The 15904-nt window shown below is 48.7% G+C and carries 14 protein-coding genes; 5 read left to right on the top strand and 9 right to left on the bottom strand.

Annotated features, from left to right (window positions below; all coding sequences use genetic code 11):
* Nucleotides 1-302: 302 nt before the first annotated feature.
* The gene (locus ACYVH9_RS28060) at nucleotides 303-1016 is read left to right on the top strand and encodes a LytR/AlgR family response regulator transcription factor (RefSeq protein WP_460639759.1); all 714 of its coding nucleotides are present in this window, start codon (nucleotides 303-305) and stop codon (nucleotides 1014-1016) included.
* Between the two features lie 44 nt (nucleotides 1017-1060).
* On the top strand, nucleotides 1061-1273 hold the full coding sequence (locus ACYVH9_RS28055) for a hypothetical protein (RefSeq protein ID WP_460639758.1): 213 nt from the start codon (nucleotides 1061-1063) through the stop codon (nucleotides 1271-1273).
* A gap of 128 nt (nucleotides 1274-1401) precedes the next feature.
* Here the strand turns inward: ACYVH9_RS28055 and ACYVH9_RS28050 are convergent, their stop codons facing one another.
* The 6 genes from ACYVH9_RS28050 to ACYVH9_RS28025 all read right to left on the bottom strand — a co-directional run bounded on the left by ACYVH9_RS28050 (nucleotide 1402) and on the right by ACYVH9_RS28025 (nucleotide 8104).
* A complete protein-coding gene (locus ACYVH9_RS28050) occupies nucleotides 1402-1692 on the bottom strand; it encodes a helix-turn-helix domain-containing protein (RefSeq protein ID WP_460639757.1) in 291 nt (96 codons plus the stop codon).
* A gap of 88 nt (nucleotides 1693-1780) precedes the next feature.
* A complete protein-coding gene (locus tag ACYVH9_RS28045; RefSeq protein ID WP_460639756.1) occupies nucleotides 1781-1993 on the bottom strand; it encodes a hypothetical protein in 213 nt (70 codons plus the stop codon).
* Between the two features lie 75 nt (nucleotides 1994-2068).
* The gene (locus ACYVH9_RS28040; protein ID WP_460639755.1) at nucleotides 2069-2248 is read right to left on the bottom strand and encodes an SDR family NAD(P)-dependent oxidoreductase; all 180 of its coding nucleotides are present in this window, start codon (nucleotides 2246-2248) and stop codon (nucleotides 2069-2071) included.
* A 353-nt stretch (nucleotides 2249-2601) separates the two neighbouring features.
* Nucleotides 2602-5205 carry a DUF5686 and carboxypeptidase-like regulatory domain-containing protein gene (locus ACYVH9_RS28035; protein ID WP_460639754.1) on the bottom strand — a complete coding sequence of 868 codons (2604 nt, stop codon included), beginning with the start codon at nucleotides 5203-5205 and terminating at the stop codon, nucleotides 2602-2604.
* A gap of 3 nt (nucleotides 5206-5208) precedes the next feature.
* A complete protein-coding gene (locus ACYVH9_RS28030; RefSeq protein WP_460639753.1) occupies nucleotides 5209-5616 on the bottom strand; it encodes a DoxX family protein in 408 nt (135 codons plus the stop codon).
* Between the two features lie 40 nt (nucleotides 5617-5656).
* Entirely contained in the window at nucleotides 5657-8104 is a 2448-nt protein-coding gene (locus tag ACYVH9_RS28025) for a TonB-dependent receptor (protein WP_460639752.1), read from the bottom strand.
* A 209-nt stretch (nucleotides 8105-8313) separates the two neighbouring features.
* On the opposite strand from ACYVH9_RS28025, the gene ACYVH9_RS28020 reads away from it, so the two are divergent.
* The 3 genes from ACYVH9_RS28020 (at nucleotide 8314) to ACYVH9_RS28010 (ending at nucleotide 10816) form a co-directional block, all read left to right on the top strand.
* Complete coding sequence (locus ACYVH9_RS28020) at nucleotides 8314-9339, top strand: sensor histidine kinase (RefSeq protein ID WP_460639751.1); 1026 nt, start codon at nucleotides 8314-8316, stop codon at nucleotides 9337-9339.
* Nucleotides 9308-10015, top strand: a complete 708-nt coding sequence (locus tag ACYVH9_RS28015) for a LytR/AlgR family response regulator transcription factor (protein ID WP_460639750.1) — start codon at nucleotides 9308-9310, stop codon at nucleotides 10013-10015. The genes ACYVH9_RS28020 and ACYVH9_RS28015 overlap by 32 nt, the downstream gene beginning before the upstream one ends.
* A gap of 186 nt (nucleotides 10016-10201) precedes the next feature.
* Nucleotides 10202-10816, top strand: coding sequence for a hypothetical protein (locus ACYVH9_RS28010; protein ID WP_460639749.1), 615 nt, complete (start codon nucleotides 10202-10204; stop codon nucleotides 10814-10816).
* 101 nt (nucleotides 10817-10917) lie between these two features.
* Here ACYVH9_RS28010 and ACYVH9_RS28005 read toward each other — a convergent pair whose 3' ends face one another.
* The 3 genes from ACYVH9_RS28005 to ACYVH9_RS27995 form a co-directional block, all read right to left on the bottom strand.
* Nucleotides 10918-12102: a TlpA family protein disulfide reductase gene (locus ACYVH9_RS28005; protein WP_460639748.1), complete on the bottom strand. Its 1185-nt coding sequence runs from the start codon at nucleotides 12100-12102 to the stop codon at nucleotides 10918-10920.
* Nucleotides 12103-12382: 280 nt separating this feature from the next.
* Nucleotides 12383-13243, bottom strand: coding sequence for a DUF4249 family protein (locus tag ACYVH9_RS28000; protein ID WP_460639747.1), 861 nt, complete (start codon nucleotides 13241-13243; stop codon nucleotides 12383-12385).
* Nucleotides 13244-13255: 12 nt separating this feature from the next.
* Nucleotides 13256-15868 carry a TonB-dependent receptor gene (locus ACYVH9_RS27995; protein WP_460639746.1) on the bottom strand — a complete coding sequence of 871 codons (2613 nt, stop codon included), beginning with the start codon at nucleotides 15866-15868 and terminating at the stop codon, nucleotides 13256-13258.
* Nucleotides 15869-15904: the final 36 nt, after the last annotated feature.

The following is a 15904-nucleotide window of genomic DNA, read 5'->3' as shown; positions in this document are numbered from 1 at the left end:
AATGGCAGGAGGGCATGAAATTACGATCAGAGCAACCACAGAATCAGCCGGATTGGGCTGCTACTGAAGCCGCCTGATGGACTAAACTATTTTAACAAAACTCTCCAACTTTATAGGGGTTGATACAATTCGCAACTCATTTTTCAGGTCACAAACCGGATCAATCGCCAAACCCGAGCCTCTTCCACCGGGATTGGCCTGGAAAACGTCAAACGTCGATTATCGATGCTGTATCCCGGTCGTCATACCCTGGCGATTCAAGGAGAGGGAGACACGTTTCATTCGTCGCTAACCCTTTGCTTATGACCAACTCCAAAAGTTATCGCTGCCTGGCCCTGGACGATGAATTCTACGCGACCCAAGTGATCCAGACCTATCTGGCCCAAACCCCCGACTTTACGTTGATTAAGGCAACCACCGATGTGTACGAAGGCATACGACTGGTCAACGAAGGATTGATTGACCTGGTCTTTTTAGATATCCAGATGCCTGAGCTGAGCGGGCTGCAATTCGTGAAGATTTGTGGGGACAAGTGTAAAGTGATCCTAACAACCGCTTATCCTGACTATGCCCTAGAGGGGTTCAATTTGGATGCCGTCGATTACTTGCTAAAGCCGATTGAGCCGGAGCGTTTTCGTCATGCCCTGGCGAAGTTCTTAGCGCTACAGGGCGATACCTCGCTCCGTTCCGATCCAACGAAAGATTATATTTTTCTGAAAGGAAGCGCCAAGAACACGTTTCACCGGGTGGCCTTTAAGGATATTCTCTATATTGAGGGCTTAAACAATTATATATCAGTGTATACGGCTGAGCAACGAATCGTCACCTATATGGCTTTGAAAGAGATTCTGGATGTCTTACCAGCCACGCAGTTTTGCCGCGTTCATCGCTCCTACATTATCTCCCTGGCCCATATCCGGCTCATTGATGGAGGGTTGGTATACATTGGCCAAAAAGGTATTTCGATTAGTGATGGCTATAGATCGAGCTTTTATCGATTAATCAATGGTCAGTAGCCTTTGTGGATTTTCTTTGAATCAATAATAGTTGGAGAATTCTTATGACGATCACTATCCGTGAAGCTTTTGAAGACGACATCCCAGCAATCTTTGACGTTCGGACGAGCGTGCGTGAAAACCACCTTTCGATCGAACAGCTGGCTGACCTGGGAATCACTGACGAAACAATCAGAGGGGCACTTCGCCAAGAACCATGCATCTGGGCAGATAAAATCAACGGTAAAGTTGTTGGGTTTTCGATGCGAGGTAGATAAAGCCATCAGACAAAGTTTGCGCACTGGTCATAACCGGGATAATCTGGTGATATCTGCCGTCAAAGAGCGTTTTCGTAAGAAGTTCACTTCCTCGAAAAGTCCAATGGAAAGCACCAACTGGTAGCTGGTCAATGAAAGGATGCTCTGAACGCCAACGGCGATTGGTTGGTCTTGCTCTTGAAGAGCTTACTGAAAGACTGCGGGTAACCAAACCCCAATTGGTAAGCTATTTCGCTGACTGACAAGTCTGTGGTCGTCAGGATTTCTTTCGCCTGTTCGATCAACTTTTCGTGAATATACTGCTGGGCCGTTTGACCCGTCAGCTGCTTCAGACAATCGCTTAGGTAGTTGGGCGACAGGTTCATCTGCCTGGCCAGGTCATTGACCGTGGGTAAGCCTTGCTCAGCTGCGTTTCGCACCGACTCACGAATTACAAGCTCAACTCTACTCAACAACTTGCTGTGTTTGGGTCTACGCGTAATAAATTGCCGATTATAATGTAGTCCTTTATTTTTTTCCCAATGGAAATGTTCTCAAAAAATCAGGGTGGATACTCAACAGCCAGCCCGATTTGGCCAATACCTCGCCAGGATCGAGAATACTGACCTGCCTGGGGGCAAAAAAAGACATGACCCCTTCGTCAAAATCATAGGGGGTCGCCCATACTGAATTTTGCCGGGACAGTCTTTTTTCAAGACGATCTGGAGCCAATACCCGCATGGTTGATCAACAAGGTAGCGGTCAGCTTTCTTTTCCGACATTCTTCATAGACCCGCCCGGTGGCCTCCGGCCGACTCAAGTCGACCGAAATAGTTGAGCCTGAACGCCATAAGTTTTCGTGAGTTGTGTACAAAGTCTTTCGAGTTTGTCGGTACTGCGGGCTACGAGCAACAAATTATGTTTTCGTGCGGCCAGTTGGGTAGCCAGGGCTTCACCGATCCCCCCTGAAGCTCCGGTTATTAAGGTTACGTCCATATCTTATTCTATTTGTGAAGCAAAAATGAGAACGGTCGTCCTGAAAACCGTATCCAAGTTACGGTTCGTTGTGTTCAAATCATGGATTGGGATCGATTTCTGTTCAGATAAGCGGCAAGTAGCCTAAGAATGTGTTACAGAAAGAATTAACCAAAGGAAACTTAATGGTTACTAAAGATCAAGAGAGTGTTCAATCAAGTGTCTCACGTTATGATTACTAACTTGGCAATCAAATGGAAACAGAAGGAAAAGAAAAAAACGTCTCCTGAAACGCCCCCATATTGAAGTATGCTTCATAGCGGAAGTAAATTGACCGCTGCCAACAATTCGCCTGAGTTATCAACTCACCTGGTTTAAAACGACAAATGGATTGCGGCTCGGATGCCAAATGATCTACTGCCGGGTGCATCCAGATGAGTAAGCCGGTGGATAGCTACGACGCGCAGGATACGAAAAATATTATCGATTCCATAACCCACCTCCACATACGGCACACTGCCAAGCGATTTGGGCAGATACAACTGGGACAAGGCACTATCCCCAGCGGGGAGATACTTTGATACCAGCGTTTCGTTCTCTGGTCGCAAGCTGCCCACCAAAATGTTACCCACTGCAAATGTCCGCAACTGCCACCGGTTCAGCACAGGAACGCGGTTGGTTACTAATCCTTCGAAAGAATGGTGAACCGAAAACGATACAGAGCGATCACTAGCAAACTCTGAATACCTCATCAAATTGAAGGCGTTTTTAGCATACAAAAACGTCTCGTTGCCTTGGTGGACAGAGAGTAAATTGACGGGCAGCAGCGAGGGCGTGTACATGCCCTTCAGTGTATAATCCGTTTTGCCCGCAATTCCAAAGCGCAGTGTATGAGAAAAATGGGCTTTCAAAATATGATAGTCGCCCAGGCTTTTTTCCAGCGGACCCAATTCGGCATCGGAAATATGGCCAACCGTATAGCTGACACCCATTCTGGGCGCCGTGTTCCCGGCTCGAACCCGAATCCGGTTGGGGTTTCGGGTAGGTAAGCGATTCGGGATGTAGTCAAGAGCAATACTTGCTTCGGGAGCACTAAAAGGCGTTACAATGGAATAGCGATTATTCCTAAACTCTGCTGGTCTGAAATGGAAAACTGGGTAGAACCGACGGTGCCGAAGGGTAATCGTACTCGTCAAATTTGGCAAGACATTCCGCTGCAAAAAAAATTGTATATCCCGTTGGTAAAAAGCACCGTTCAGCTTACCAAATCGCGAAGCTAGCCGAAACAACGGGTTATCGCCAAGGTCAGCCTGACGAATGCCGATCTGGTCGATGTCAAAATCCGTTTGAAAACCTAAACGGGTCAGGGGGGCTGTCGAGGGCGTATAACTTACTTCCAGGCCCCGTTTGATCAGTTTGTCGCGGGTACCGTATGCCAGGTAGGCCTTGATAAACCACTTTTTACTGAACCCCGGACTCGTGCGAATTCCGGCCCAAAATCGGTGGTGCTCAATCGAATTATAGGCATAACTAAAAAAAGTAGAGCCAAAATCGAGGCCTCGGGAAAGAGGCATAAACCCGCCATTAGCCCCAAAATCGACCAGCCGGGCTAGGCGTTTGAAGGAGCGTACTTGACTGACCGTGTCGATTAAGGCCAGGGAAAGCTGTTCGTCTTCGGTCATTTTCTCCTGCCGCTGATTACGCCAGAATGAATCATCGGCCGTTTGGCTATCGGGAGTGATGGCAACGGGGGTATCAAAAAAAGCACTTGGTTTGGGCTGATGGGGTATCACATCTTTTACACGGACGGTCATCCCAACAACGACCCCGGTTGATCGGTCGAAAAGCCCCGATGCATCGATCACGATCCGTGTTTTTTCGGGGATCCAGGTGTCTTCTTTCGGCCCCAGTTGTTCGTACTCCTGCTGAATCTGAATTTTGTCAATAAAATTGATATTGGCCGACTTCTCAACGGTCGCGTCGATCTGAACCAAGGCGTGCGAGGCCGTATCAATCCACATCGTTCCCCGAAACGCCAGATCGTGCTCATTTTTGGGGTCAAAGTCAATTTGGTAACAGGGGTGTAGCCCCACCTGCACCGTATCCCGTAGAAAATAGGTGTAAAAACCCGTTCCCGCTTTGGCTAAGGGCGATCGGAATTCTTTTCGGAAAAGGCCAATCCAGTTTTGGTAGAAATTGATGGTATTGTAACCCGAAGCGGTCAGTTGGGCGATAAAATTCTCATCGGTTACCCCTAGTCCTTTGGCATAACTCTTTTGAATGACTTCCTTCATCTGCACGGGATCTTTTCGAAAGAAGACTGAAGAAACCGACTCGGAGGAGTATACCGGGATCACCACCGTCGCGTTTTTATCCCGCAACGTTTCGAACTGGGCTATTTTGTCATAAATATCCCGGATCATTTTTCTTTGCTTAAACCTTTCGGAGAGATTTTGTACGGAAATAGTGATTCGATTATAGGCCTCCCACTGATAAGCGTTTAGTTGCGCAAAATCATTCTGCTTGCGGTGCTCATCGACTTGCCGTAAAATCCGGTAGGCCGGATCCTGACCGCGCGCCCGAACCACGACCTCGGTGAGTTGCTGGGCCGTTGGGACTAACTGGACGTGAATCGTCTGTTGCCGCTCCCGCGTGAGCGACATACTTTTTGCCGCATAACCCAGGGAGGAAATCAGGAGCGAATCGGTCAGCGAACTGACCGACAGGCGATAGTTTCCTTCAAAATCAGACTGGGTTCCCAGGGCCTTGCCCTTCATCCCAACCGTGGCAAACGGAATTCCTTCTCCGGTCTGGGCGTCGGTCACTTTCCCGGTTATTATGTACCCGTTTTGGGCCCATACTAAAGAGGTATTCAGCAGGAAAGAGACCAAAAGAAGGACAAGAAGCGTTTCTCGATGGGCTTTGGTTACATACATCATGGTGGCGTGCTGCGGAAAAGGACTTAATCGGTCGCTCAATCGTTATGTCCTAAAAATGATCGCGTCCAGGCTATATTTTCCAGCCCCCAGCAATAGGCAGGTGAAGTAGCCAATCAGGAACAGAAAACCCGCTGAACCGTCGCCCGCGATATCCCCCTGATGAGCTACAAAAACAATAACCAGCGCGGTTACCAGAAGCGGAATCAGTACCAGGCGGGTCAATAATCCCAGCATCAAAAAAATCGAGCAGAAGAACTCTGCCCCGATGGCCAGGGCCAGAGAAACGGCACTTCCCAGCCCGAATAAATTTAGAAAGTCGGCCTGCTGCTGGCCAAAATGCGTCAATTTTTCGTAGCCGTGAGGAAGCATGGCTACGCCCAATCCCAGACGTAGCCACAGATTGGCAGTATTAATCGTCCAGAGTGTATACCTCGGTTTGAAGAATTGCATGGTTCTATATAGGTTAAATGAAAATTTATTTTGGGGTGGGTTACTTCGCTCGGGCGTCGTCGTTGGTTATTTTATGGCTCTTTCCATCTTGACTTTCACGCATCTGTCCAAACTGCCAGCTAAAGGTCAGTTTGATCGAACGGGTGAAGTACTGGTTAGCGGTATGAGCCCGGAACGTGGCCGACTGCGAGTCGTTTTGCTGGCGGAAGGGATACGTAAACGGATTGTTGACCCCCAGGATCAAACTGGCTTTCTTATCCCATAATTCTTTTCGAACAGCCAGGCTATAATCATACCAGGCGGAGTTTTTGCCTTGCAGCAAGATCCACCCTGTACTGTAGACACCGTTGGCCTGCACGGCATAGTTGCGCGGAAGCTGGTAGGCCAGGTTGAGCGTTGCCTGCCAGAGCCAGCCCGCGTTATTTATCCCCAGCGATGGGCTACTAAAGGTGGCATGATAAAACTCACCCCCTCCATTTACTTTCCAGTTTCGACCCATCTCCCAGGACGCGTTCAGGTTTAATCCGGTCCGTGCGTTGCGGGCTACATTTTGCCGGCTGGTCCTTGATACCCCCGCCGTATCGACGGTTCGCACATCTTCGATGGAGTTAGCGGTTTGCCTCCGGTAGAGGTTCGCATTGAGATACGCCCCGTTTTTGGTGGTCAAACTGTAGGCCAGTTCGGCCAGATGAGCGAGTTCAGGCCGTAACTGTGGATTACCCGCCACCAAATTTTTAGGATCACTGGCATTAACGTAGGGATTTAGATCCCAGATCATGGGCCGTGAAATCCGCTGCGTATATGATACCTTGATCGACTGCTGCTCCGTTAGTTGTTTAGCCAGCACGACGCTGGGAATGAAGTTATGGAACTGAACCCGAAACGGGGAAATGGTATGGATAAACTGCCCGGCCATTGTCGTGTTTTCCAGTCGGGTGCCCAGTTGCAGCGTCCATAACGTTTTGCTGGTCAACTTCAGAGAGGCATACCCCGCCATAACCTGCTGGTTGTAGGTAAACGTATTGGACCGGTCGCGACTCAGTAGCAGACGGTTCACATCTTCCGACTGGCTGGAATAGACCTCGTACACGCTCCTCACATCCCGGTGCACCATCTTGGCACCCACTTCGAACAGGTGTTGACCACTCGTTGAAAAGGGGTGGCTATAATCGATTTGCCAGGTCCACTGGGGATTGCGGCTGAGATTGGCACTCGTTTCCCGGTAGCGGAGCTGCCGGGTCGGATCATATTGGTTGGTGGTATAGCGATTGTTATCAAAGGTATAGCTATACTGGCCGAGGATGCTCAGTTCCTGCTTCGGCTTCCGAAACGTTCGGGTATAGCCCAGGTTCCACTCTATGTTGCCGAAAGGATTCTTTTGATCGACAACTTGATGGTACTCCTGAGTGACCAGATTGTCGGCGTTGCGGAATCGGTTGAAGAGCGTGCTGGAGTTAGGCCAGGTTCCTCCCCAGCTACTGACCGACAGATTCACCCGGTTCAGCGTATCGAAGGCATACTCCATGCTCAGATCCCCAAACCAGCCGCGACTGATGTTATTGGCGTAATTTCGCTGAAACAATTCGCCGGCTGGTCGTCCGTCGACCAGCGAGATGCGGGTCAATTCAGTAATACTTTTTTCCCGTTCGGCGTTGGTATTACCCGAAAACGTCAGACCGAATTTTTCCCGCTTAAAACCGTAGGTGCCACCCAGCGACTGAACATAGTTCCCCCCTGTTACGTCCAGATTGCCGTTTGAGCCTTTTAACTGCTTCTTGGTAATAATGTTGATAACCCCACCGGCCCCTTCGGCATCGTAGCGGGCCGCCGGGCTTGTCATCACCTCGACCGCCAGAATAGTATTGGCCGGAATCATCTTCAGGGCTTCACTGAGATTACGAGCCAGCAGACCCGATGGCCGACCGTTCAACAACACTTTGATGCTGGAGCTGCCCCGAATCTGGACATTTCCCGACACGTCGACGGTAAGCATGGGTGCCTTGCGGAGCACATCGACCGCTGTTCCGCCTTTATTGGTAAGATCGCTGCCCGCGTTGTACACCAGGCGGTCGGGCTTTTCTTCGATCAAGGCTTTCTTGGCCGTCACCCTTACTTCGTTGAGCAGGCGGCTTTCTGGCCGAAGCCGGATGATACCCAAATCCTGAATGGCCTGGTTAGCGGTGAGTGTAATAGGCGTTAGCGTTCGGGGCTGGTAGCCGATCGAGGTAATTTTTAGACCATAAGTGCCCGATGCCAGTTTGGTAAACGTAAAAAGCCCTGATTCGGAGGTGGTCTGGCCCGTTACAATCGCTCCGGTTTCGGACAACAAGGCTACCGAGGCAAACGGCACGGCTTGGCGCGTAGTAGAGTCGATAAGCTTACCCGTTAGTTGGCCCGGACTGGTTTGGTAGGGTGTCAGCGGCTGTGCATGAGTCAGGATTGTCAGCAATAGCAGGGAGATGAAATAAAAGAATCGTTGCGTGTTCATCGGTGTAATTCAGCGATCAGATCGCTGGTGATCAGGCAACAAAGTACGTTTAGACCTTCAGGATACGGCTACTAAAAGTGGTCAACCTCTTTTTTTTGATGACCAATTCGGTTGGTCATATCTAATTGGAAAGGCAAATGACATTCCGTTGCTTTGTCAGAAAATTCCTGTTTATGAGATGGTCCCCCGGCAGAAATACTCCAAAGGTCTTGCTGCAAGAAATCCTGATTTTTGTATTTCTTTTCCTCTTGATGTCGCTCAACGCCTGGAATCAGCTCACGTCCTGGAATGATTTCGGGCGGGCCTTATTGTTCTTTCTGGTGATGTACGGCCAGGCGCAGTTTCATCGATTTGTATTATTTCCGTTGTTGTTCAACCAGCAGATCAGGCGGTATATTGCCGGGACCGTACCCGCTTTGGTCCTGGGTAGTTGTGTGATTTGGGGCGCCAATTACTGGCTCTACCCGGAGCTGTGTTCATTAGAGGAATGGCACGAAACAGGGCTTTATTTGCTGGCCACCAGTTTTGTAAGCCTGCTCGTGCTGGTTGCTATTTTTCTAATCCAGCAGTTTTATCAGCAGCAGCAGCAACGCCACGCCGACCAGTTGCTTCAGCAGGACGAACAGATTCGGTTCTTGCACGCTCAGTTAAATCCCCACTTTTTTTTCAACACACTCAACAACCTGTACGGGATCAGTCTGCACGAACCGGCGCGCATGCCCAATCTGTTGATGCAATTATCGAAGCTGATGCGGTATCAGGTCGAAAGTAGTCGCCAGACCTGGGTATCGCTGCAACAGGAAATAGAGTTCATTACCAGCTACGTTACGTTAGAGCAGGAACGATTGGGGAAACGTTGCCAGATCAGCTACCACTACCCCACCGATACGAGTGAACTGCAGCCCTATCAGTTGGCTCCACTGCTGTTGATGCCGTTGGTCGAAAATGCCTTCAAACATGGTACCGGCGACATCAAATCCTGCTTTGTCCGGATCACCTTGCGGCTAAACAAGGCCCATTTGGATCTTCAGATCGAGAACTCGCTTCCGGTTCCTAACCCAATGGCAGGGTCGACCGGCGTGGGCCTACAAAACACCCGAAAGCGCCTTGAGATTTTGTATCCGCAAAAACACCAGTTGTCCTTAATCCAACAAGAGGACCGCTATATCACTCAGTTGACCATTCAATTAGCCTCCTATCGCCATGCCCAGCCGGTTGCAGTGTTTAATTATTGATGATGAAGAGGCCGCCCATTACGTACTACAGCATTACATCGGGCAGGTTGATCAACTGGAACTGATGGGCAACTGCTACAATGCCCTGGAAGCGATCAATATATTGCATCGAAAAACCATCGATCTGCTGTTTCTGGATATTAATATGCCGCAAATCACGGGGTTGCAACTGCTGCAAACCTTGGCCCAGCCCCCCCGCGTTATTTTAACAACCGCCTACTCCGAATTTGCCCTGGAAAGCTACGAGTATGGCGTGATCGATTATTTATTGAAACCCATCGAGTTCGCCCGCTTTCTGAAAGCGGTCGATAAAGTCTTTGCCCCCCCACTCGAGGAAGAAACTCACCGAGCCAGTTTGTCATTGCCAAGGGAGAGTTCGTTTGTAATCAAAGTTGATGGCGACTGGGTACGGTTGGCCTACGAAGATCTTTTGTATGGCCAGAGCTGGGGAAATTACGTCAAGCTTTTCACCAGACAGAAGATCTACGTAACGGCCCTGACCATGACCGAACTGGAACAGCGCCTGCCTGCTGATCAGTTTATACGTATTCATAAATCGTACTTAGTTGCCCTGAATAAAATTAAGCGTCTAAGCGGTAACGAGATTTTCGTCGGGGAGGCAGCCCTCCCCGTTGGGCTCACCTTCCGCCGGGAAGTACTGGACCGACTACGGTAGTGAAAAAAGATCTACATTGCGTTGAATAGCCAAATACAATGGGTTGCACTTGGCTATTTTTTTAGAACATCCCAATTTCAAAGCACATCCAAGACGATTTCTTCCCCTCGAGGAGCCTTTTCAAGGAATAATAACTAAATGATTAGTTTTTAAATGACGACTCCTTTTGTTTAAAAAGACAGGTTTATGAAAGAGTTCGTCTATTCCGCTATTTTCTTGCTTGCTTGTGTCGGTTGTACCAGAAGGCCCTCCTTGCCTGTCAACAGCAGATATAATGTAACCAGCTCGTTGAATGACACTATTTGGTATGGCACCGGCCAGGTATTGCGCATCAAGGAGGCAGATCAACAACTCGCCGATGTCCGGCAGTTTAACCTGATAGTCAACACGGACATTGATTATCCCGGCATGGGCGGTGGCCCCAACACCGACAATGGTTGCCTAGATCCCAAGTGCGACCGAACTCAAATCTTGATGCTTTATAACATTCCATTGAAGAAGGGCCGCACCTCAATTGCCAAGCTGAACAAACACGGCAAACTACGAAAGGAGGAAGCTCAACTTTCCTATGTAAGCAATTCCGGTGGACTCACAAAACGCTACACCTACCAGGGGCAAAAACCCAGTTGGGTCAGGGTAACGAAGGTTGACAAGGCATCAGGTACGGTCGAAGGATGTTTTGCCATTCTATTCAAAGAAGATATGAGTGTTTATAATCGGCTTCAGAATGGCATGCCGGAAACGGCCCGGTTTACCGAAGGGCTTTTCCGAATTAAAATCACCGACGTTACTCTAAAATAAGGAGCGATTGCTGAGGATTCATCCCATGAAGCTGAAGCTCTACTAAATTGGCCAGGACACAATGAGTTGCTGCTTATTATCAAATAAAATAACTATCACCTTCAATTTTTAATAGATCGGACAAGAGAATACAATTGTGATCGATCCTCCTCTTTTCTTAGATCAAGTATCTGATACGTTTGATTGGGATAAACCAAAATTGAATGAGGAATGGTCTCGACAAAATAGATTCTTTTATGTTCTTCAAGATGTTCGTATGCGAACAAAGTGCGCCAAGGAACCTGGTTGATCTTTACAAGTTTTTCGAAATTCGATACGCCTGATCTACTGTCAATTGAAATATAGGTTACTAGTAAATCCTTGCCTAAATCACGGTAAATTTTCTTTAAAAGTGGTATTTCTTCAATACAAGGCCCGCACCAAGATGCTATAAAAACAATTAAATTGTATTTTGAGCTATCCTCAACTACTTTTTGATATGTCTTTTTACTAGTTGGCAAGTCTTTATTAGGAAATCTAGTCTCATAAATAAACCGTTCGATCTTTTTCCCAAAAACCGTATTTTTGTGTTTTGAGGAAAAATTTAAATATACTTTCTCGACATCCTCTTTGGATTTGTAATGGTTGAGATTGTTGGCTAAGCTAGCCATCAAATACCTAGAATGGGGGAATTTCCTGGCAAGCGCTATGTATGATGATAGGTGAGCTTCGTAGGAATTTGATTCATTACCTGAGTCCATAAACCAACTGAACATCGGGGCTTGAGACCGAACGGCCATATCTGAATTTTCATCTTTTACAATAAGTTGAAAATTTTCGCAGATGAGGTTTCCTGTGATCACAGAATCTTTATTGCCAACTTTTGCATTAAACCCTGTATTACGAATTATCGTCGTATCCAGGTAACGCCCAAAAATGTAATTGTTGCGATCGTCAACACCGACGTTGACAATGAGACCATTTTGCCGGGCACCTTTTGCCACAAATCGTACCAACCTTTGCGAGTTGCTTTTGGGGTCAAATGGACAAGCTACTAATTGCATCAATTCTGAATTGGCGACCACTTCATCTGGAATCGTTATCTCCCAAGAAAACATAGCTGTTTTTTTACCGGGGATAATCATAGTTCTATCAAGGGCGTAATCTTGGAGGTATAAGGAGTCAAAAGGCGCATCCTCTAAATTTACAATCAATTTGTAGGGCTTTGGATGGACGCTTTGAGCACACGTACTTGGAATACCAACGCCAAACAGGCACACGAGAAAAAATAGGCATTCGATTTTCATGGCTGAATATACGTGATTGTGACTAGTTGCACCTGAAAAACCGGGCCTAGAATCTGCGGTTTTGGCTGCATTTCTGTTAAATGATCAGCTGTATGGCAACGATATCACAAAAATTTAGGTCAAATTTCTTTTCAGCAAAAGTCCAGATAATAGCTTCAAGCAAAACTTCATTCGTATAAAATTGGGGAGCGTTTTCATGAGATTTCGGCTATTCGACTCAATTCTCGATTATTTTTATCTCAGTTCAATGATTTCGCGCCAGCACCACCCGTCGAATCAACTACTGACCCAACCAGGATTTTTGCACCACAAACGACCGGGTAGCCACCTTTGAACCACTAAAAAAACCGAGTGCTCCGTTGCTGATGTTTCCCATCACATTGGCCGGCATGCGATCAAAAACCCCGCCCTTGAACTGTGTTTCTGCGTATACATCACGAATAAATCGATAGTGTGGCTCGGTTAAGGAGTAACGCCACTGAGTCATCACCGTTCCTGCCTCCACCAGCAGCTTTTGATTCACGCCCGAAAAATTCAGCAGAAAGCCTTCCGGGTCAATGCCCGGAAACTGGTAATAAAAAGCACTCATCCCTTGCTGTCCGATCGGTTCCTGAGCATAAAAAACGTCCCTGGCGGGAGCAGCGGCCCCATAGCGGACTTTGGGAAATTCCAACTCAAAAACGATTAGGTTTCCCCGGATCGGATTCCCCAATCGGTTAGGTGGGGCAAAAAGGCTGGCAGGCGATTCAAAGTCTCCGACCGGTTCGATGGTCGTCGTGGCCGAATAGCTGGCTGGACCCAGGTCAATCTGTAGGGTGTAGGTTTGGCCCACTTCCCCAGCTACCGTCGAGTCGGTCAGGTATAATCCAGGCAACGTGTCGACTTCATAAAGCGGAAAATGAGTCGTGCCGTCGAAAATAGAAACAATGGCTCCTGAAACGCCTTTTCCAGCTTCGGTGGGTATCGCCGTGTTCGTGCGGGAAAGATTAACGGAGTGCGCCTTCCGTTCGGTGGTGATACTACCTTCGACCACCAATCGGTTCGTTGCTGGACGGGTTCGTTCATTCCAATCCATTTCCTCCACGCAACTCATGAGTCCTAAAATAACTAGTGGATAAAGCCAAAGCACCCTTATTTTCATAGCAATCGAGGGTTAAAAGGAAAATTGGTAAGAGACGGAAGGAATAATGGAAAACAAATACACTCGGTTGGCGACTAAGCGGGGTTGGGTTGGATTCCGAGTTGCCGACAAGTCTTCGCCTACATAAATCGTTAACGGGTTTTTGCGGGCATACACATTGGTGATGGTATAAACCCAGCTTCCTGTCCACCGGCGACCTGGCTTGGGTGGTTGTCGGACCGTCGCTGACAGATCCAGTCGGTGGTAATCCGGTAATCGACTGGCATTACGAGCGCCGTAAACAGGCACGTTTTGGTTCTCGTAGGCAAAACTTTCTACCGGCAGGTTAATGACCCCGCCGGTGTTATAGAGCCAATTCAACCCCAGATTTACCCGTTTAGAGGCTTTATACCCCGCCGTCAGGGATACTTTATGCGGTTGGTCATAGAGCGCCGGATAAGCTTGCCCTTCATTGATAGCAGGGAGTTGCCGCCAGGCGCGTGAAAAGGTATAGTTGGCCCAACCCGTCAACCGTCCCGTCTGTTTTTGTACGAAAAATTCCAGGCCATACGACCAGCCACGCCCCGTTCGCAATTCCGCTTCCAGATAGGGATTAAATGTCAGTTGAGCGTGATCCCGGACATCGAGTTGGTGAGCGATGAATTTGTAGTAACCTTCCAGCGATACCTCCCATTGCCGGTTGCCCAGGCTGCGAAAGTAACCCAACGATACCTGATCGGACCGGATCGGTGGCAGGGTAGGGCCACTCGGATACCAGATATCAAAGGATGTAAAGGATAAGCTGGAATTGGTAAGCTGATGCACATATTGATACAGGCGATTATAGCCCGCCTTGATTGATTGGTTGTCTGCCAACTGGTACCGAATCGACAGCCGGGGCTCCACTCCAGCGTAAGAATGGTACACCGTCCCAGCCCCATAGGCAATCGAATCAACCACCCGACCCGCCTGATTATATTGATAGACGAGCGCATGGCCCATGTTCTGAAACAAGGAATAGCGCAACCCCGCTTCCAGACGGAGGGTTGAACTTAATTTCGTATCGACGCCGGCATAAAGAGCGGTTTCCAGGGCATTGCGACCGGGCACTCTCAGCCCCGGATTCACGCGGTTTTGACCGGGCCTAAACTGGTGATACACCGAATGAAGCCCGAAGTTAACCGTGCTCCGGGGAGAGACAAACCAGGTAAAATCGGCTTTCCCTCCTTTGTCTTCAATAGCCGATTCCCAGGAAAAGGGAGCCTCAGCGGCAGGCGTACGTAATCGGTATTGATAGCGACTGTAGAGCAGCGTGAAATTGGAAAAAAGCCGCTGGCTAAACAGGTGATTCCAACGCAATGTCCCCGTCGCATTGCCCCACTGGATCTGGTAATCCAATAAGGGGAGCCGATTCATATCCCGACCGAAATAGCCGGACAGGTAAACCTTATTTTTCTCGTTGAGGGTGTAGTTCAGTTTCAGATTGCCATCGTAAAAATTCACATTGGTGCCCCGGAGGGTCGAGTCGGCCAATGACCCTAGCCAGAGGAACGGTTCAGTAAACGTGCGTCGCCCGGAGAGGATGTAGGAGCCTTTCCCACCCGCCAGTGGGCCCTCTACGGACAATCGGGCTCCTCCCAATACACCGACACCACCCGTAGCGCGAAATTGGTGAGTGTTCCCTTCCTTTAACTGAATGGCCAGCACCGAAGAAGCTCGGCCGCCATACTGAGCGGGAATGCCGCCTTTATAAAGCGATACGTCCTTAATCGCATCTGTATTGAAAACGGATAGAAAACCCAGGAAGTGAGCCGGATTGTAGACAGGAGCCTCATCGAGTAAAATCAGATTTTGATCCAGTCCACCACCCCGAACGGAAAAACCCGTAGAGCCTTCCCCCACCGTAGTGACACCCGGTAACAATTGGATCGATTTGAGAACATCCGGTTCCCCGGCCAGGGCCGGCATCTGGCGAATCGTTGCGGCATTGAGTCGATGCGAACTCATTTGGCTTGCCGTCACTTGATTGTTGGCAGTTTCACTCGACACTACTACTTCGGCCAGTTGATGCGGGATTGCTGGTAAGTTTATATCCATTCGTTGGTCTTCAACCAGTGGAAGTCGCGTCGAAAGAGGGCGGTACCCCATGTGAGAAACCGTTAGCGTATAGGTATTTCGAGGAACGGTTAGCGCGAAAAAGCCGTAGGTATTCGTGGTTGTACCGATCGCCAATTCCCGGATGTACAAGCTGGCGCCCATGAGGGCTTCACCGGAAGCGGAATCCCGAACCAAACCACGAATCGTTACTTTTCGGATCACCGAATCGGGTTTGGCGGTACGGGGACTGATTCGTAGGATAATCTTATTTCTCTGGACTACGTACAATACCGACTGACCGAGCAAGGCATCATCTAAGTGACGTCGAAGGGTTTGTTGAGCTTGCCGAACGGTAACCTGTTTCTGTAAGGGCAGTTGATTACTATAAGAAAAGGGAATCTGTGCCTGTTGACTTAGCTCCCCAAGGAGTTGCTCCAGTGTGGCGGTGGTTTTGGGTAAGTGGATGGTTTTATCGAGGATACTGTTTTGGCCATACAGCTCTGCTATCGGTATAAGGATCAACCACAAGAGCCCACAAATCGTACGCATAAACGTTTTTAGAGTGTGAAAGAAAGTTGACAGGAG

It is taken from the genome of Larkinella harenae (assembly GCF_054780515.1).
Note: the sequence above shows the minus strand (reverse complement) of the source record. Positions and strands in the feature narration are given on the sequence as shown.